General features: G+C 63.7%; 15 protein-coding genes and 1 pseudogene. 4 read left to right on the plus strand and 12 right to left on the minus strand.

The window, feature by feature from the left end; translation table 11 throughout:
* Positions 1-2: 2 nt before the first annotated feature.
* The 6 genes and pseudogenes from NKJ58_RS00520 to NKJ58_RS00545 all read right to left on the minus strand — a co-directional run.
* Positions 3-1,109: pseudogene (locus tag NKJ58_RS00520) on the minus strand (ABC transporter ATP-binding protein); the annotation flags it as partial.
* Positions 1,109-2,704: a high-affinity branched-chain amino acid ABC transporter permease LivM gene (gene livM, locus NKJ58_RS00525; RefSeq protein WP_023668716.1), complete on the minus strand. Its 1,596-nt coding sequence runs from the start codon at positions 2,702-2,704 to the stop codon at positions 1,109-1,111. The pseudogene NKJ58_RS00520 and the gene livM, both read right to left, overlap by 1 nt.
* A gap of 4 nt (positions 2,705-2,708) precedes the next feature.
* Entirely contained in the window at positions 2,709-3,611 is a 903-nt protein-coding gene (locus tag NKJ58_RS00530) for a branched-chain amino acid ABC transporter permease (RefSeq protein WP_023668715.1), read from the minus strand.
* 461 nt (positions 3,612-4,072) lie between these two features.
* Positions 4,073-5,074 carry a 4-hydroxyproline epimerase gene (locus NKJ58_RS00535; RefSeq protein WP_352852695.1) on the minus strand — a complete coding sequence of 334 codons (1,002 nt, stop codon included), beginning with the start codon at positions 5,072-5,074 and terminating at the stop codon, positions 4,073-4,075.
* A 13-nt stretch (positions 5,075-5,087) separates the two neighbouring features.
* A complete protein-coding gene (locus tag NKJ58_RS00540) occupies positions 5,088-6,425 on the minus strand; it encodes an NAD(P)/FAD-dependent oxidoreductase (protein ID WP_031197165.1) in 1,338 nt (445 codons plus the stop codon).
* 51 nt (positions 6,426-6,476) lie between these two features.
* On the minus strand, positions 6,477-7,370 hold the full coding sequence (locus NKJ58_RS00545) for a dihydrodipicolinate synthase family protein (RefSeq protein WP_352519121.1): 894 nt from the start codon (positions 7,368-7,370) through the stop codon (positions 6,477-6,479).
* A gap of 69 nt (positions 7,371-7,439) precedes the next feature.
* On the opposite strand from NKJ58_RS00545, the gene NKJ58_RS00550 reads away from it, so the two are divergent.
* Positions 7,440-8,129, plus strand: a complete 690-nt coding sequence (locus NKJ58_RS00550) for a GntR family transcriptional regulator (protein WP_352497646.1) — start codon at positions 7,440-7,442, stop codon at positions 8,127-8,129.
* 36 nt (positions 8,130-8,165) lie between these two features.
* Here the strand turns inward: NKJ58_RS00550 and NKJ58_RS00555 are convergent, their stop codons facing one another.
* Entirely contained in the window at positions 8,166-8,465 is a 300-nt protein-coding gene (locus NKJ58_RS00555) for a hypothetical protein (RefSeq protein WP_023684132.1), read from the minus strand.
* Positions 8,466-8,667: 202 nt separating this feature from the next.
* Positions 8,668-10,164 carry a CoA-acylating methylmalonate-semialdehyde dehydrogenase gene (locus NKJ58_RS00560; RefSeq protein ID WP_023684131.1) on the minus strand — a complete coding sequence of 499 codons (1,497 nt, stop codon included), beginning with the start codon at positions 10,162-10,164 and terminating at the stop codon, positions 8,668-8,670.
* Positions 10,165-10,529: 365 nt separating this feature from the next.
* Here NKJ58_RS00560 and NKJ58_RS00565 point away from each other — a divergent pair, with 365 nt between their 5' ends.
* From NKJ58_RS00565 to NKJ58_RS00575, 3 genes are all read left to right on the plus strand, one after another.
* Positions 10,530-11,411, plus strand: a complete 882-nt coding sequence (locus tag NKJ58_RS00565) for a LysR family transcriptional regulator (RefSeq protein WP_023715963.1) — start codon at positions 10,530-10,532, stop codon at positions 11,409-11,411.
* Between the two features lie 123 nt (positions 11,412-11,534).
* Positions 11,535-11,975, plus strand: coding sequence for a phospholipase A2 family protein (locus tag NKJ58_RS00570; protein WP_352519122.1), 441 nt, complete (start codon positions 11,535-11,537; stop codon positions 11,973-11,975).
* On the plus strand, positions 11,972-14,122 hold the full coding sequence (locus NKJ58_RS00575; protein ID WP_352497648.1) for a phospholipase D-like domain-containing protein: 2,151 nt from the start codon (positions 11,972-11,974) through the stop codon (positions 14,120-14,122). The genes NKJ58_RS00570 and NKJ58_RS00575 overlap by 4 nt, the downstream gene beginning before the upstream one ends.
* A 104-nt stretch (positions 14,123-14,226) precedes the next feature.
* On the opposite strand, the gene NKJ58_RS00580 is transcribed toward NKJ58_RS00575, so the two are convergent.
* The 4 genes from NKJ58_RS00580 to NKJ58_RS00595 form a co-directional block, all read right to left on the minus strand.
* Positions 14,227-15,483 carry a D-amino acid dehydrogenase gene (locus NKJ58_RS00580; protein ID WP_023668705.1) on the minus strand — a complete coding sequence of 419 codons (1,257 nt, stop codon included), beginning with the start codon at positions 15,481-15,483 and terminating at the stop codon, positions 14,227-14,229.
* A gap of 93 nt (positions 15,484-15,576) precedes the next feature.
* A complete protein-coding gene (gene alr / locus NKJ58_RS00585) occupies positions 15,577-16,722 on the minus strand; it encodes an alanine racemase (protein WP_023737899.1) in 1,146 nt (381 codons plus the stop codon).
* Positions 16,723-16,796: 74 nt separating this feature from the next.
* Positions 16,797-17,312, minus strand: coding sequence for an RNA pyrophosphohydrolase (locus NKJ58_RS00590; protein WP_023737900.1), 516 nt, complete (start codon positions 17,310-17,312; stop codon positions 16,797-16,799).
* 2 nt (positions 17,313-17,314) lie between these two features.
* Positions 17,315-18,496 (minus strand): divergent polysaccharide deacetylase family protein, encoded by a 1,182-nt coding sequence (locus NKJ58_RS00595; RefSeq protein WP_023737901.1) that lies wholly within the window; start codon positions 18,494-18,496, stop codon positions 17,315-17,317.
* Positions 18,497-18,630: the final 134 nt, after the last annotated feature.

The raw sequence follows: 18,630 nt of genomic DNA on the forward strand, positions 1-18,630 counted from the left end.
GGCTTGCCTGTCGGGGATTTGGTGGCCGCCGGTTTGGACTTGGCCGTTAGACGCTCGGACGGTGCTCTTGGCGCGGAGTTGGCTCTTGTATCGTATTGGGTGGCCTTTGAAGCTCCCTTCGACACTGTGACCCGCTCGCCCTGGCTGTGGCCGATCGTGTCGCTTACCGGGCCGGCGAGATAGGAAGACGATGTGCCTGGTCCGTGAGCCGAATCCGGCCCGATGTCCAGCTGCTCGATGACGTCTTCATCGCCAACCTCGGTCAGCACCGTCTCGACCTCCTCGTCGTCGACGCCGAGATAGGCGGCGATGACGCGCGGGTCGGTACGCACCGATTGCGGGCTGCCGTCGGAAATCTTGCGGCCATATTCAAGCACCACGACATGGTCGGAAATCTGCATGACCACCGACATGTCATGTTCGATCAGCAGGATCGAGGTACTGCTCTTGATGTCCATCAGCAGCGAATTCAGCGCAGCCGACTCCTTCGGATTGAGACCGGCCGCAGGCTCGTCGAGGCACAGAAGTTCGGGCCCTGTGCACATGGCGCGCGCAATCTCGAGGCGCCGCTGCGCGCCATAGGGCAGGTCGCCGGCCGGATCGTCGGCGCGATCGACAAGATCGGCCTTCTCCAGCCAGTGCTTGGCAAGCTCCACCGATTCAGCCGAGGCTCTGCGGTAGCCGCCGATCCCGAACAGGCCCAGGATCGTATAGCCGGATGCCTTCATCAGCTTGTTGTGCTGGGCAACCAGCAGATTCTCCAGCAGCGTCATGCCCGAGAACAGGCGGATGTTCTGGAAGGTGCGCGCCACCTTGGCGCGCGCCGGGATCTCATGATTGGGCAGCCGTTCGAGCAGGAAGCTCGAGCCGTCGGCCCGGTTGAGCGTAATCATGCCTTCCGACGGCTTGTAGAAGCCGGTGATGCAATTGAAGACGGTGGTCTTGCCGGCGCCATTGGGTCCGATCAGAGCGGTGATCTCGCCGCGCTTGGCCTGGAACGACAGATCGCCGATGGCGATCAGGCCGCCGAACTTCATCGAAAGATGCTCGACCTGGAGGATGGCGTCTTTCATACCCGGATTGGTCTTCTGAATGGAGGTCGCGCTCATCAGCCGTGCCCTTCCTTGGTGAAGGAGGAGGAGACCGCTTTTCGTTCACTGAGGAATGCCGTCGGTTCACGGCTGCCGACAAAGCCGCGCGGCTTCCACAGCATGACGATGACCATCGCCATGCCGAACAAAAGCATGCGGTAAAGCTCCGGGGTGAAATCTTTTCCGAAGACACTTTTCAGGAAATCGAGTTCGCGCAGCGCCTCGGTGCCGCCGATCATCACCAGCGCGGCGACCGCGATGCCGACCAGCGAGCCCATGCCGCCGAGCACCACGATGGCCAGGATGATCGCCGATTCGAGGAAGACGAAGGATTCAGGGCTGACGAAGCCTTGCCGTGCGGCGAAGAAGGCGCCGGCAAAACCGCCGAACATGGCGCCGGTGGCAAAGGCGGTGAGCTTGGTGGTGGTGGTGTTGATGCCAAGCGAGCGGCAGGCAATCTCGTCCTCGCGCAGCGCCTCCCAGGCGCGGCCGACAGGCATGCGCCTGAGCCTGATGGTGACGAAGGCGGTCAGCAGCGCCAGCCCGAGAATGAGATAGTAGAGGAAGATCTTGTAGTAGGCGCTTGACTGGGCGATGTGCAGCACCTTGCCGATATAGTTCGGGTCGGTCGAATTAAACGTCATCAGGCCGAAGAAGGTGACCTTCGGGATGCCGGAGATGCCGGCCGAGCCGTTGGTGACTTCACGCCAGTTGATCAGCACCAGGCGGATGATCTCGCCGAAGGCCAGCGTCACGATCGCCAGGTAATCGCCACGAAGCCTGAGCACCGGAAAGCCGAGCATAACGCCCCAGAAGGCGGCCATGGCGCCGGCGGCGGGCAGCAGGATCCAGAACGACAGGCCGTATTGCGAACCGAGCAACGCATAGGCATAGGCGCCGACCGCGTAAAAGGCGACGTAGCCGAGATCGAGCAGGCCGGCGAGGCCGACGACGATGTTCAGCCCCCAGGCCAGCATCACATAGATCAGGATCTGGATGCCGAAATTGTCGACCCACTTCAACGAGCCCTGCAGGCCGCCGGTTATCGACCACGCGTAGATCGACAGCACCACGACGACGAGGATCGGGTATAGCACCAGCGCCGCAATCCCGAGCTTGGTGAAATTGGCGTGGATGAAGGAGCGGAAATAGAAGATCACGCAAGCGAGCGCGTAAATGACGGCCAATGCGCGCAGGAACTGAAGGTAGCCGGCCAGATCGGGTCCCACCAACACCGGCAGGGCGCTGCCGAACGCAACCAGGACAACCGCCAGCACGACGGCGACGATGAAGGCCGGAAGCAGGAAGAAGCGCGACGCGACGCTCGCCGGCAACAGGCCGGTGGCGACATTGGTGATCTTCTGATTGGCCATGAACGGCTGGCCATATGCAATGTAGAAGAAGCGGCCAAGCATGGTCAGCACGACCACGGTGATGAGCAGCAACCAGCGCTGCACCAGGATCAGCTGGTTGCTTATGTTCTGGTCGGTCTTCAGGCCGATGAAGAGAATGAACAACCCCAGCGAGATGGCGCCGGCATAGAACGCTTCGCGCAATGCACGCTGCACGGGGGAGGCGACGGTGTCGCGCTCCGAGGATACGGAAACCGCCATTGTCTCAGACCTTTTCGACTTCTGGCCGGCCCAAAATGCCGGAAGGCAGGAAGATCAGCACGATCGCCAGGATCGAGAACGCCGCGACGTCCTTGTAGTCGATCGAGAAATACGCCGACCACATGCTCTCGATGAAGCCGATCAAAAGCCCGCCAAGCACCGCGCCCGGCAGAGACCCGATGCCGCCGAGAACGGCCGCGGTGAAGGCCTTGACCCCCGGCACAAAGCCGTCGGAAAAGGCGATGACGCCGTAATACATCAGGAACAACGTGCCCGCGACGGCCGCAAGCGCTGCACCCATGATAAAGGTGATCGAGATCGTACGGTCGACATCGACACCGAGCAGCGCCGCCATCTTGCGGTCCTGCTCGCACGCCCTTTGCGCCCGGCCGAGGGAAGTCCTGTTGACCAGGTACCAGAACAGCGCCAGCAGCAGGGCGGTGACGACGACGATGATGATCTGCTTCAGCGACACGCTGATGCCGTTGATGTTGTAGACCTGGCTGACCATCGGCGGGATCGGCTTGTTGCGCGGGCCCTGCGTCACCTGGATGAAGTTCGACAGCGCGATCGACATGCCTATGGCGGTGATCAGCGGCGCCAGCCGGAACGAACCGCGCAGCGGCCGGTACGCCACCTTCTCGATCGTCCAGTTGTAGAGGCTGGTGAGCAGCATCGCCACGATCATCATGATCAGCAGCGCCAGGACGACCGGCACCGAATAGAACAAGGAGCCGAGGATGAGGAAGACGACGAGGGCGGCGAATGCCCCGACCATGAAAATGTCGCCGTGGGCGAAGTTGATCATGCCGATGATGCCGTAGACCATCGTGTAGCCGATTGCGATCAGCCCATAGATCGATCCCAGCGTCAGCCCATTGATAAGCTGCTGGACAAAGTACTGCATGTGTACATGGCTCCCCTGGAATGTCGCCCATGCAGACGCATTCCTTTTCGTATTTCCCCTAGTCGTAAAGTTTCGAGCCCGGATTGCAACGTGATTTTTCAAACGTCGAGCGTGTTTTGCCGGCACGCCTTCCGATTGCCCGTTTTTTTGCTCCCGACCCCTGGACTATCGCGGACCCTATCATTGGCATAACGCAATGTCTTTGACGATTCAGCTGGACCAGCGACCTCATTTCGAAGAAATCCCGGTCAAAATTAGGTGATGAGACGAATCTTTGCGTTGTTGGCGGGCTTCGTTTTTTAGCCACATTCCGTACTGACCAGCTGCAACATGGGTTACTTCCCGACTATGGCGGTGGATGCCTCGCCCAACGCGCTAACCTTTCGCTGACTGGTTTCGCCAAGAGGTCCCGCTCTGGGTCCAAGTCTTGGGTCTCGGTGGATGATCGGCAGCCTACCGTATCACTTAACCACCAAACCGTGCGCGAACGGATCGCGGTCGTCGATGAAGATGGTGTTCAGGCCGGTCATCCGCGCCCAGCCGCCGATCGAGGGAATGATGGCCGGCTTGCCGGCGACGGTGACGTCCTTTTCGACCTTGCCCTCGAACAGCGAACCGATGATCGATTCATGGACGAAGCTGTCGCCTGCCTTGAGCTTTCCCTTGGCATGAAGCTGCGCCATGCGCGCCGAGGTGCCGGTGCCGCAAGGTGAACGGTCGATGGCCTTGTCGCCATAGAAGACGGCGTTGCGCGCATCCGCGCCCGCTACCGTCGGCTTGCCCGTCCACAGCATGTGGGACAGCCGGTTGATGCCGGGGTTTTCCGGATGCACGAACGAGTACTTCTCGTTGAGCCGCTGCCGCACCACGGGGCTCCAGGCGATGAAATCGCTGGCGGAATAATCAGCGATGTCGCGAAAATTCGCCTGCGGCTCGACGATTGCGTAGAAATTGCCGCCATAGGCGACATCGACAGTGATCTCGCCAAGCTGCGGGCAGTCGACCGTCAGTCCCTCGGCATAAAGGAAGGACGGCACATTCGTGATGCGCACCTCCTCGACATAGTCGCCGACTTGTTTGTATTCGGCGATAACCAGCCCGGCCGGTGTGTCGAGCCGGAGCACGCCGGGTGTCTTCGGCTTGATCAGCCCATGTTCGATGGCCATCGTCACCGTGCCGATCGTGCCGTGGCCGCACATCGGCAGGCAGCCCGACGTCTCGATGAACAGGATGGCTATGTCGCAATCCTCGCGCGTCGGCGGATAGAGGATCGAGCCCGACATGACATCGTGGCCGCGCGGCTCGAACATCAGCCCGGTGCGGATCCAGTCATACTCCGCCAGGAAATGCGCCCGCCGCTCCATCATCGTCGACCCCTGAAGCAAAGGGCCGCCGCCGGCGACCAGCCGCACCGGATTGCCGCAGGTATGGCCGTCGATGCAAAAGAAGGATTTTTTGGCCATGATTTCCTCGAACTCAAAACCGTTGCGGGCTGAAGGGAGCAAGATCGATCGGCGAAGTTTGCCCGAGAACAAGATTGCGGATCAAGCGGCCGGTGGCCGCCGCCTGGGTCAGGCCGAGATGGCCATGGCCGAAGGCGTAGACAACGTTGGGCGCGGTTCGCGCCGTGCCGATCACCGGCAGCGAATCCGGCAGCGACGGGCGATAGCCCATCCACTCGCGGCCGCCTGACGCGTCCAGCCCCGGAAGGAACTGTCTGGCTTTTTCCAGCATGGCCTTCGAGCGCGCAAAATTCGGCGGCCGGTCGAGACCGCCCAACTCGACGGCGCCGCCGACGCGCAAGCCCGTCTCGAGTGGCGTGATGACGAAGCCATGGCCGGAAAAGATCAGCATCCGCTGCACGTCGAAAGCGGTCTTCGGCAGTGTCGTGTTGTAGCCGCGCTCGGTTTCGAGCGGGATGGTGTCGCCAAGCGCCTTCGTCAGCAGATGCGACCATGCCCCGGCGGCCACGACAAGATGTCTTGCCTGCCTGGTCGTGCCGTCCGTCAGCGTCAGCGTCGCGCCATCAGGATTGGCGGCGACGCGCTCTATGCGCGCCTTTTCGAAACGCGCGCCCAGCCTTTCGGCATAGGCCCACACCCCCTTGCCGAGCAGTTTCGGATCGGCGACGGTCTTCCAGCCCGGCACGAAGGTGCCCTTGATGAAGCGCGGCGACAGTCCCGGCTGCAGCCGCGCCAGTTCGTCGCCTTCGACATGGCGAAAGCCGATGCCGAAGCGCTCGCGCGCCGCCCAGCCCGGCAGCCCGGCCTGAAATTCGGCCTCGCTTTCATAAAGCTCCAGCGAGCCGTCCTCGCGCAGCATCAGCCGCGTGCCGGAACGGTCGAGCAGGCCCATCCATTCAGCCTCGGCGAGCTTCATCATGCCTGCCTGAGCAGCAAGGCTCGCCTCATATTTTTCTGGTGCGCCAGCGCGCCAGAAGCGCAACAGCCAAGGCAACAGCTTCGGCAAGTAGGCCGGCGGGATGCTGAGTGGCCCGAGCGGATCGGCAAGCCATTTCGGCAAGTGCCGCATCATGCCCTTATGCGCCAGCGGCAGCACGTCGGAGAAGGCGAAGGCGGCGGCATTGCCGGAGCTCGTCTCCTTGCAGATGCCGGTGCGGTCGAAGACCGTGACGCTGCGCCCGGCCTCGGCCAGCATGGCCGCCGCGCAGATGCCGACAATGCCGCCACCGACAATGGCGATATCTACCCTCTCTCCCCGTTCACGGGGAGAAGGGGCCCTAAGGGCGGATGAGGGGCGGCGGCCCTCCTCTGTGTCCCTGGAATTTCCTTGCACGTCGGCGCTGCCCCTCATCTGGCTGCCGCCATCTTCTCCCCGTGCACGTGCACGGGGAGAAGAAAGCCTTCAGAACTGCGGCAGCTTCGGCCGTACCGCCAGCGCGTCCTTGACGATCTTCTCGATCGCTTTGCGGCGCTCGCCCGACAGCGGCTGGCGCGGCATGCGCACGCGGTCATTTGTGTCGATCGCGAGCACTTCGGCAAGCTTGATGTTTTGGACCAGATAGGTCGAGACATCGAGATCGAGCAGCGGCCGGAACCAGCGATAGATCGAAAGCGCCTCCTCGCGGCGGCCCTGCTTCATCAGCTGGTAGATGGCGACGGTCTCGCGCGGGAAGGCGACGACCAGACCCGCCACCCAGCCGATGGCGCCCACCGACAGCGCCTCGAAGGCGAGATTGTCGACGCCGGTGAACAAATCGTAGCGGTCGCCGAAGCGGTTGATGATCTCTGTCGAGCGGCGGATGTCGTCGGAGGACTCCTTGATGGCGACGAAGCGCTTGTCGGCGGCCAGTTCCTCCATCTGGTCGACGGTGACGTCGACGCGGTAGGCGAGGCGGTTGGAGTAGATCATCACCGGCAGGTCGCCGGCCTGAGCGACGGCGCGCAAGGCGGCGACCGTCTCTTCCGGGTTGGTGTGATAGATCGGGCTCGGTACCACCATCAGCCCGTTGGCGCCTTCCCGGCTCGCGCGCTTTGCGATGCTCGCCGCCTCGCGGGTGCCCGCCTCGTTGACCGTCAGCAGCACCGGCTTGTTGCCTGCAACTTTCTGGGCAGTCTTCAGCACCTCGATCTTCTCGTCATGCGACAGCATCGGCCCTTCGCCGAGCGAACCGCAGACGATGATACCGTCGCAGCCTGCCTCCATCTGCAAAGCAAGGCAGCGCTCCATCTCGGCATGATCGAGGCGGTCGTCATCAGTAAACTTGGTCGTGACGGCGGGGAAAACTCCGGTCCACATGATCGTCTCTCCATCTGATATATCAGCCGTATATCTATTTGAAAACCGGCTGTCAACGCGGAATTCGTTATGATATATGTGAGATATATCAGGAGCCCACCTTTGATATCCAGTGAGACAGCATACCCCGAGCCGGCCGCCGCCAAGGCCTACCATGTACTCGAGCATATGATCGTGACGTTGGAACTGGCGCCGGCGAGCTTTGTCACCGAAGGCGCCCTCATCGAGAAGCTGGCGCTAGGACGCACGCCGGTGCGCGAAGCGATCCAGCGCCTCGCCTGGGAAGGACTGCTGGATGTCAGGCCACGCGCCGGCATCGCCATTGCCCCGCTTCATCCCGGCGACTGGCTGCGCGTGCTGGATGCCAGGCGCGGCGTCGAGGTGGTGCTGGCGCGCTCGGCCGCCCGCTTCGTCACCCGTGAGGCCGCCGACCTGTTTCATGAGGCAGCCCTTGCCATGCAGAAGGCCGTCATCTCGGGCAATGTGCTGGCCTTCATCCAGGCCGACAAGGCGCTCGACGAGGCCTTGGCGATGGCCGCCGACAACCCGTTTGCGGCCCGTCTGGCCGCGCCCCTGCAGACCCACAGCCGCCGCTTCTGGTTCCGCTACATGGCCGACACAGGACTGGCCGAATCGGCTGAGCACCACGTCGCGCTAATCCGCTCGATCCTGGCTGGTGACGAAGAGGCTGCCGCCAAGGACGCCAAACGCCTTATGGCACTGCTGCGCGGCCATGCCGAAGTGGCCGCCACACGCTGAACTCCGTCTCTGCTCCAGACTTCCGACCGGTCTTTATCAGGTGCCCGGCAAGACTGCGGCCATGGTCGCCCCGTCCCAGCCTTCGCCAGCCGTGATGATGCAGCTTTGGCCGTGTGTGTCGGTAGCCAGGATGGTCCAGGTGCCCTGGTCGGAGACGAATATCTCAAGCACCACATTCGGGTTCACCAGGCCACGAGCGGCTTGGTTTTCGTGGAACTTCTCGCCGAGCGCCTTGACCAAGTCGGTCCGCGCCGCGCATTGATCGGCTTTGGCCTCGGCGATGCCGGACATCGCGAACACCGCAAAGAATATCGCCGCCACAAGACGTCGTGTCATCTGACACCTCCTTGCGCCAGACGAGAACCCCGGCTGCAACCGGCGCTATTTTGATGGCCTGCACACGGCAGGAATGCAATTTAAGGCAGATGACAGGCTCTTGGTTCCATCGCTTGAACGTGATCGCCAATGTCGGTTTCGTACAAAGAAAGGCCCGGGACGTTGAACCCGGGCCTTCTTGCCGATCTTCGAAATCGTCCGGTCAGTTCATCGTCGGGATGACGAACTCGGCACCGTCCTTGACGCCGGAGGGCCAGCGCGAGGTCACCGTCTTGGTCTTGGTGTAGAAGCGGAACGCGTCCGGACCATGCTGGTTGAGGTCGCCGAAGGACGACGCCTTCCAGCCGCCGAACGTGTAGTAAGCGATCGGAACTGGGATCGGCACGTTGATGCCGACCATGCCGACCTGGACGCGCGAAGCAAAATCACGAGCAGCATCCCCGTCACGGGTGAAGATGGCCACGCCATTGCCCATCTCATGATCGTTGGCGAGCTTGATGGCGCTCTCATAGGTCGGCGCACGCACCACCGACAGCACCGGACCAAAGATCTCTTCCTTGTAGATGCGCATGTCAGCGGTCACATTGTCGAACAGGCAGCCGCCCATATAGTAGCCATCCTCGTAGCCCTGCATGGAGAAGCCGCGGCCATCGACGACCAGCTTGGCGCCTTCCTTGACGCCGGTGTCGACATAACCCTTGACGCGTTCCAATGCCTGCGCCGTCACCAGCGGGCCGAAATCGGCGGACGAATCCGTCGACGGGCCGACCTTGAGGCTTTCGACACGCGGGATCAGCTTTTCCATCAGCCGGTTGGCGGTGTCGTTGCCGACGGGAACGGCAACCGAGATCGCCATGCAGCGCTCGCCGGCCGAGCCGTAGCCCGCGCCGATCAGCGCGTCGACGGTCTGGTCCATGTCGGCATCGGGCATGATGATCATGTGGTTCTTGGCGCCGCCGAAGCACTGCACGCGTTTTCCCGCGGCCGTGCCGCGCGAGTAGATGTAATGCGCGATCGGCGTCGAGCCGACAAAGCCGATAGCCTTGATATCAGGATCGTCGAGGATGGCGTCGACGACATCCTTGTCGCCATTGACGACGTTGAGAACGCCAGCCGGCAGGCCAGCCTCGAGGAACAGTTCGGCGATGCGCATCGGCACGCCAGGGTCACGCTCGGAAGGCTTCAGGATAAAGGCGTTGCCGCAGGCCAGCGCCGGGGCAATCTTCCACAGCGGGATCATCGCCGGGAAATTGAACGGGGTGATGCCGGCAACGACGCCAAGCGGCTGGCGCATCGAATAGACATCAATGCCGGGGCCGGCGCCGTCCGTGAACTCGCCCTTCATCATGTGCGGCGCACCGATGCAGACTTCGACCACTTCGAGGCCGCGCTGGATGTCGCCCTTGGCGTCGGCAATGGTCTTGCCGTGCTCGCGCGCCAGGAGATCGGCCAGTTCGTCATAGTCGCGAGCAACCAGTTCAAGAAACTTCATCAGCACGCGCACACGCCGCTGCGGGTTGGTCGCAGCCCATTTGATCTGTGCTTCCTTGGCGTTCAGCACAGCCGCACGCAGTTCCGCCGGCGAAGCCAGCGCCACCGTGCCGCGCACCGAGCCGTCCATCGGCTGCATGACGTCCTGCTTGCGCCCGCTGGTCCCGGCGACATGCTTGCCGCCAATGAAATGACCGTATTCGATCATGGTTTCTCTCCCTGAGTTTGTGATGGCGCATTCAACCCCTTTGCAGGCGCGAAGGCAACGCGAGGGGAAACGCAACCGTTGTGCGGGAAATAGACAACCAAGGACGAGTGTGCATTAATTGCCGCAAATTACAGATTGCTGAAAGGCCCGAAGGTTGCGCTCCGTCACACCCCCCTCTGTCCTGCCGGACATCTCCCCCGCAAGGGGGGAGATCAGATGTGGCTGCCGCCTTCGCAAATCTTCAACGCACCAAAAGAGACGCAGGCGGCGGAGCTGCCAATCTCCCTCCTTGCGGGGGAGATGGCCGGCAGGCCAGAGGGGGGTGGGCGGGAACGCCGCGTTCGCCGCTAGCCCGGATCACCCGCATGAACTGGGATGATGTCCGCATCTTCCTCGCCGTGGCCCGCGCCGGGCAGATCCTTGGCGCCGCCAAGCGGCTGGAACTCAATCACGCCACCGTCTCGCGCCGCATCGCAGCGCTTGAGGATGCGTTACGGACAAAACTGTTTCGCCGGCTTACCACCGGCAGCGAGCTGACGCCGGCCGGCCAGCGCTTTCTCGACATTGCCGAGCGCATGGAAGCCGACATGATCGCCGCACGCTCCACCGTGTCGGGCGAAGGCGACGATATCTCAGGCACTGTGCGCATCGGCGCCCCCGACGGGTTTGGCGTTGCATTCCTCGCCACGCGTCTTGGCGCGCTGACCGCGCTGCACCGCGAACTCACCATCCAACTGGTGCCGGTGCCGCGTTCCTTCTCGCTGTCGCGGCGCGAGGCCGACATCGCCATCACCGTCGAGCGGCCGAGCGAAGGCAGGCTGGTGGCGGGAAAGCTGGTCGACTACACGCTCGGCCTGTTTGCCTCGCGCGACTATGCACAGGCGCACGGCTTACCCGAGACCGCTGCCGAACTCGGCCACCATACACTAATCGGCTACGTCCCAGACCTGATCGTCAGCCCTTCGCTCGACTATGCGGCGGAGTTCAGCCCGGACTGGCGCACCAGCTTCGCCATCTCCTCAGCACTGGGCCAGGCCGAAGCGGTGCGGTCGGGCGCCGGCATCGGCATCTTGCACACCTTTGTCGCCCGCTCGATGCCGGAGCTGATCCCCGTCAACATCGTGACGCCGATCCGCCGCGCCTACTGGCTGGTCTATCATGAATCGGTCCGGCCTCTGCGCCGCGTGCAGATCGTCGCCAACTTCATCACCAAGGCAGTCGAGAGAGAGCGCGGGCTGTTTGTCTGATGGCCGCGCCGCCTTGCCCTCGCCACAAAATCGGCCAGTGTGGCAACAAGCGCGATGTCGCCTATTATCAAGGATTGGCTGCGCCGGGTGGGACACTTTTTTGCAAAGCTGGTGCGGATCAAAATGCGAGCGGTGCTCGCCATCTTGCCGCTTGTCGCGCTTTCCGCCTGCGCCAATCCATGGACCGAAGTTCCGGAAGCCGAACTGCCCAAGCCGGTCCGTATCGCAATGGCCCGCCCGTCGCCTTTCGTCTTCGGCAATTACTGCGGTCCCGGCACCCGCACCGGCGACCTCTCGGCTCGCCCTGTCAATCGCCTCGACAGCGCCTGCCAAATCCATGACGCCTGCTACATCGCGCGCCATAATCATTGCGACTGCGACGGCGCGCTCGTCGCCTCGGCAAAGGCGATCCGTGATGACAAGACAGCGCCGAAAAAGGTGCGCGGCGAGGCCGAGCTTTTGATCGCCACTTTCGCACTTCCCGTCTGCAAGGTCTTTCCGCAAGGCTTTATGCCGCCGCGCGACCCGGCTGAGCTGAAGACGATGAACGGGGCCACGGGATGAACCGCGCCATCTGCCTGGCTCTGGCCGGGCTGGGGCTGGCGGCCCTTGTCGGTTGCGCCGCCCCGATCCGGCACAGCTGCGATTTCTTCCCCGATGCGAAGGATTGCGGCCGGCCGTCGGTATCGGCCGGCACGCCCGGACCGCAGACTGCAGCAGCAGCGTTTTTCGGCGATGCCGGTGCCAGCGACTATGAAAGGCAGTTCCTGGCGCTGCTCGCCCACAACCAGATCGGCGCCATCGACAGGGCGAACGGCACCGGTCCGTTCGGCCATGACCGCCACGCCATCGCCAACCGCGATTTCCAGGCCACCTACCGGACGCTGGAACAGCTGGCGAAGCCGGTTAGCGCCGAACAGATGCCGGCAGGTAGGGGCACCGGCGAAGGCCATTTCAACGGCCGTTGGCGCGTGTCGCGGCAGACGCTCTATGTCAACGCCGCCGCGCGGCCCTCCGCGCCAAAGACGTTCAGCTTTTCCGGCCTGCAGGCGCGCTCGATCGAGATCGTGATGCGCCAGGCGGGAAAGCAGCCGGTTGAGATATCTGGCGCCTGCGACGGGGCGCTGGCGATTCGCGCCGGCGGTGGCTCGCGCAGCGTGGCGAGCGGTGCCGCCTTCCGCCTCCGCCTGTCGGCCGGGCAAACCGCCAGCCTGTTCCCCAGCGATGGTTTGAACCGTTGCAGCCTCAAGCTCAGCTCCAGTCTGGCGCCGGCAGGCGCCCCGCTCACCATCCTGCGCGAAGAGGTTGCCTATCCGGCGATAGCCGCGCTCGACAGCCGCTACGAGCGTTGTCCAGTGCCCGATCCATCCCGCCTGGATAAGCTTGCCAGCGTCTTTTACGCCGGCCGCTGGCTGTCGCAGAGCTGTTCGCTGCCGCTCGGGTCACCGCGCCTGTTACGCAAGTCGCGCGACGGCTTTAACGCCAAGGTCGAAGCGCTGCTCGGCGCGCCTTTACCCGACAGCGCCTTCGACAAGGCCGACCCCGAACTGCCGCTCGATTTCTCGCGCGCGCCGAAACTCAAGCTGGTCTATCTGTCGTCGCTGGAGTTCAAGGCCGATTTTTCCGGCCGCGTCATCGAGCGGCTGATCCGCCATCACGCAGGCCTCGGCACCAAAGTGCGCATCATGGTCACAGACGTGCTGGAGCGCGACAAGGACGACGCGCTGCTGCACCGGCTGGCGGCCGATTATCCCAATGTCGAGTTGCAGGAATATCGCTGGCGGGCCGACCACGGCGCGCCGGTCGACGAGCAACTGTCACAGCTGCACAAGACCCATCACGTCAAGATGCTGGCGACACTTGCCGAGGATCCCGCCCGCTCGCGCGTCATCATCGGCGGCCGCAACATTCATGACGGCTTCCTGTTCCACAAGCCGATCGACCTGTCGCGCTATCCGAACCTCGAGCAATACGGCAAGACCGACGGCCTCTCGCTCAACTACTATTCGAACTGGAGCGATTTCGACATCGAGTTTGCCGACCCGGCCACGGTCGAGACGCTGGCCGCGCATCTCTCGACATTGTGGCTGCGCGACGCCGACACCAACATCGCAAGGCCCTTCTCCATTCCGGTGCGCTCCGACAGCCGGCGCCCGCCGGGCACGGTGCGCCATTTCATTTCCGTGCCCTACGAGGACAACCATGCGCTCGAGACCTATTTCGTCGAGCTGATCGACACTGCCCGGCACCATATCGAGATCGTCAATCCCTACCTTAATCTGACGCCGAAGCTCAGCCTGGCCATCGAGCGGGCGCTGGCGCGCGGCGTCAGGATCGACATTGTCGGCCGCATCGACCTCAAGGGCGATATTGGCGGCAAGCTGCTGACCGCGCTCAACAAGCTGTTCGTCGAGAAATATGGCGACCGCATCAACATCCGCGAATTCAAGGCGCCCGATGTCGTGCTGCACTCCAAGATCATGATGATCGACGAAAGGCTGGTGACGATCTCGTCGGTCAATCTCAACAACCGCAGTTTCTTCCACGATCTGGAGAACGGCATGACGGTGCTCGACCCTGCCTTCTACGCCAGGATGCAGCCGGTCTACGACGACTATGTCGCCCATTCGAATCCGGTATCGACCAAGGTAATGATCCCCTGGGCCTACCGGTGGCTGTTCTCGAAGGGCTGGGTGAAGGAGGCGTTTTGAGAGGCTGGCGAGGCTGAAGGAATGCCGTTCTGTAGCGATCCTTTACACCCCCTCTGTCCGGTAGGACAGAGGGGGTGCTGGCCCGCGAGCTTTAGAAAGCACCCCTACCTCAAATACCGCTCCGGCCCCAGCTCCCGCACATCGATATCAGGCACCTTGCTGGAGATGATGTCGGACAGCACCTTGGCCGAGCCGCAGGCCATGGTCCAGCCAAGCGTGCCGTGCCCGGTGTTGAGATAGAGGTTGGAGAACTCGGTGCGGCCGACCAGCGGCGGCCCGTCCGGCGTCATCGGCCGCAGCCCGCACCAGAAGGACGCCGCCTTGAGGTCGCCGCCATCCGGAAACAGATCGCCGACCGAATGTTCGAGGGTGCGCCGGCGCGATTCATGCAGCCTGAGATCGAAGCCGGAAATCTCCGCCGTGCCGCCGACGCGGATGCGGTCGCCGAGCCTGGTGATCGCCACCTTGTAGGTTTCGTCCATTACCGTCGACACCGGGGCGGCGACCGCGTCCTTGATCGGAACGGTGATCGAATAGCCCTTGACCGGATAGACCGGGATCGGGCGCCTGAGCAGGCGCATGAAGCGCGCCGAATAGCTGCCCAGCGCCAGCACATAAGCGTCGGCCGCGCGCGAGCGCTGGTCGGTGCCGACGCTGACGATGCGATTGCGGTTCTTGGAGAAGCGCCGGATCTGCGTACCGTACTCGAACGTGACGCCGCGCGCCACGCAGAGCTCGGCCAGCCGATCGGTGAACATCTTGCAGTCGCCAGTTTCGTCGCCGGGCAATCTCAGCCCGCCGACAAACTTTTCCCGCACGCCGGCCAGCGCCGGCTCGGCCCCAATGCAGCCTTCGGGATCGAGCAACTCGTAGGGAACGCCATATTTCTTCAGCACCTCGACATCGCCGCCGGTGCCGTCGAGCTGCTTTTGCGTGCGAAACAGCTGCAGCGTGCCCTTGGTCCGCTCATCATAAGCGATGCCGGTCGCCTCGCGCAGCGCCTTCAGCGTGTCGCGGCTGTATTCGGCGAGCGGCACCATGCGCGCCTTGTTGATGGCGTAGCGATCCGCGGTGCAATTGCGCAGCATCTTGATGAGCCATGTCCACATATACGGATCGAAGGCCGGCCGCACCACCAGCGGGCCGTGCTTCATCAACAGCCACTTGATTGCCTTCAGCGGAATGCCGGGGCCGGCCCAGGGCGAAGCATAGCCCGGCGAGATCTCGCCGGCATTGGCGAAGCTGGTTTCCAGCGCCGGCCCTTTCTGGCGGTCGAACACCGTCACCTCGTGGCCGGCCTCAGCGAGATAATAGGCAGTGGTGACCCCGATAACGCCGCCGCCCAACACGAAGATCTTCATCGCATCACTCTCCACGACGACTTCCGTCAGAGGGCCGCCGCCTCCTGTCTGCCGGATTCTGCGGCGTCCGCCAAGGGGCGGCGTGTCGCGGCTCTATGAGTTGACATAGCGGCGGTGGAAGCGGGGGCCGAGACTGGTCAGGATTTCATAGCCGATCGTGCCGGCATGACCGGCGGCGTCATCGACGCTCTGCGAGGGGCCTAGGAGTTCGACAAGGTCGCCCTCGCGCAGCCGGCCGGCCGGCAGGGCCGAGATGTCGAGTATGATCGAATCCATCGACACCCGCCCGACAAAGGGCAGTCGCACGCCGTCGAGCCAGGCAGCCGAAGCCGCGCGCCGGTGCCAGCCATCGGCATAGCCGAGCGAGATCGTGGCCGCGCGCAAGGGACCGCTGGCCAGAAACGCATGTCCGTAGCCGACGCCCGCGCCCTTATCGATGCCGCGTGTCTGGATGATCTTTGCCTCGAGCCGCACGACCGGCAGCATCGGGTTCGCCTCATCAGGCGTCGGATTGATGCCGTAGAGCGCAGCGCCAGGACGCGCGAGGTCGTACTGATAGCGCGGCCCAAGAAAGATGCCGGAGGAATTGTCGAGCGACGCCGGCGCCCTGGGCAGCATTTTGCGCAGCCGTTCGAATTCCCGAAGTTGCGCGTCATTGGCCGCATTGGTCGGTTCGTCGGCGCGGGCCAGATGGCTCATGACGAGGACGACATCGACGCCGGCGAAAGCATCGGCCGTAAGCGCCTCGACCTCTGCCGGCGCCATGCCCAGCCGCGACATGCCGCTGTCGACCTGGATGGCGGCCTTGAGCTTGCGGCCGGCCTTTTGGCCTGCCTCGCTCCACGCCTTCAGTTGCCCGGTGCTGTTGATGACGGGAACAAGGTCGGCGGCCACCGCTTCAGGTTCCGAGCCCGGCGGCAGGCCGTTCAGCACATGGATTTCCAGCTTCGGTCCGAGTGCGTCGCGCAGCGCGACACCCTCGGTGAGATGCGCGACAAAGAAGCTGTCGCAGCCTTCGGCAACCAGTGCCGCCGCCACTTGCCGCGCGCCGAGCCCGTAACCGTCGGCCTTGACGACGCCGGCGCAGCGCACGCCGCCGAGCTTTGCCTTCAGCCGCCGGTAATTCTCTCGGATAGCGCCGAGATCGATGGTGAGAACGGCGCCGGCCGCCGCTTCGCTGATCGGCTGCAAGCCGGCTTCCGGTGCAGAATGCAATGACTTCCCTGAGGCGCTGCTCATCCCCGCTCCTGACCAGAGCACGAAACAAACCCTATCAGTAAGGACAGATCATGGACGTCGCAACAGCGAGCCGCCTAAGCCAAATGCCGGAACGCCGTCACCACGTCCTCATAGACCTTGCGTTTGAACGGCACTATCAGATCGGGCAGGTCCTGCATTGGCCGCCATGCCCATTCATCGAATTCGGCGGTGTGGCCGCCCGGCGGCGGATTGATCTGGATCTCTCTGGTCTCGCCGTGAAAGCGGTAGGCGAACCATTTCTGCGTCTGGCCGCGATAGCGGCCCTTGAGGGCGATGCCGACCAGATCGCGCGGCAGGTCGTAGTTGATCCAGTGCGGCGCCTCGTCGAGCAGCGTGACCGAGCGCATGCCGGTCTCTTCATAGAGCTCGCGCCCGGCCGCCTGCAGCGGCTCCTCGCCCTCGTCGATGCCGCCTTGCGGCATCTGCCAGAGCTGCGTGGTCCCGGCAAATTCGCTGTCCGGTTCGGCGATGCGGTGCCCGACCCAGACCAGCCCGTCGCCATTGAGGATCATCAGTCCTACGCAAGGGCGGTAAGGCAGCGTCTCGGGGTCGACAGGTTTCTTCGTCATGATCAGCCTTTTTCCGGGTCGATGGCCACCGCCGAGATCGGCACGATCTCGATGCCGCGCTTTTTTGCTTCGACCACCCAGGACGCCACGGTATCGACGGTGAGGTCGAAGGCCGAGCCGATGCCGACGGCGGAGCCTTTGGCACGCGCGGTCGCTTCCAGCGCGTCGAGCTTTTTCAGGATGGCGCCGCGGTCCTGCACGGCGTCGATTGCCGTATCGCCGGCGACGAATGGCACACCGTCCTTCAAGGCGAGATCGGACGCCAGGCTCCGCGCGGACGAGCCGTCATCGACATAGGCAAGGCCGCGCTTGCCAAGCTCGGCCATGAACGGCCCCATCGCCGTCGCGTCGGCCGAAAAGCGCGCCCCCATATAGTTCATGACGCCGGTATAGTTGGTGGTCCGCGACAGCGCCCAGCGCAGATTCTTCAGATTGTCGTCCGGGCTTGCCGCCACCGTCAGCGTGTTGCGGCCGGGATTGACGTTGGGATAGTCGAACGGTTCGAGCGGCACCTGCATGACCACCTCATGCCCGCTCTGCCGTGCCGCCTGCATCCAGCGGCCGATGCTGTTGCCTTGCGGCGCAAAAGCCAGCGTCACTTCGGCCGGCAGCTTGGCGATCGCGGCCTGCGTGCCGGTCTGCGACACGGCAAGCCCGCCGATGACGATTGCCACTCGAGCGCCACGCGAACCCGACCACGGCCGCGCATAGACATCGAACGGCCGCCGGCCGTCAGCGGCGCGAACCGGCAACGGGCCGGTGTCGCTGGCCTCGATCAGCGCCCTGTCGGGGATATGCGCGATCTTCAGGTTCTGGCCGATCGTCGACGGGTCGTGGATGACGATGGCTGCATTGGGCGGGCCATCACCCTCCTGGGACTGCACATGGATGATCTGCGGACCGCTGGCCTTGGGCGTTTCCGCCTTCGGCGCTGCCGCCGTCGCTTGAGCAGTGGGCGCTGCGGCCGCGGGCTCGGCCGCCGCCGTCACCTTCGGCGTCGAGAGCGCGATTGCTTCCGGTTTGCGGAACGGCTTCTCGCGCAGCGCGATCGCACCGGAGATGCCGACCGCGGCCAGCACGACCAGCGTCGCCGCGACGGCGCCAGCGCTGATCCCGCGCGACGCGGCACGCGGTCGGACGGTCTGTCCGAGCGGGCGTTCGATGTCCTTGCCGACGTCAGCCAAGCCGCATCCCCCGGGCGCGTGATCAGCGAAATCTTTTCGCCATGCGCAGATCCAAAACTGACGGCGCGTCCCCTGCGCCTTTTGAGGCGCAGCGCCCAGCGGTCCCCGAATCAAACTGCCGGAACCTCACGGTC

It is taken from the genome of Mesorhizobium sp. M0139 (assembly GCF_040322455.1).
Classification (GTDB): Bacteria; Pseudomonadota; Alphaproteobacteria; order Rhizobiales; family Rhizobiaceae; genus Mesorhizobium.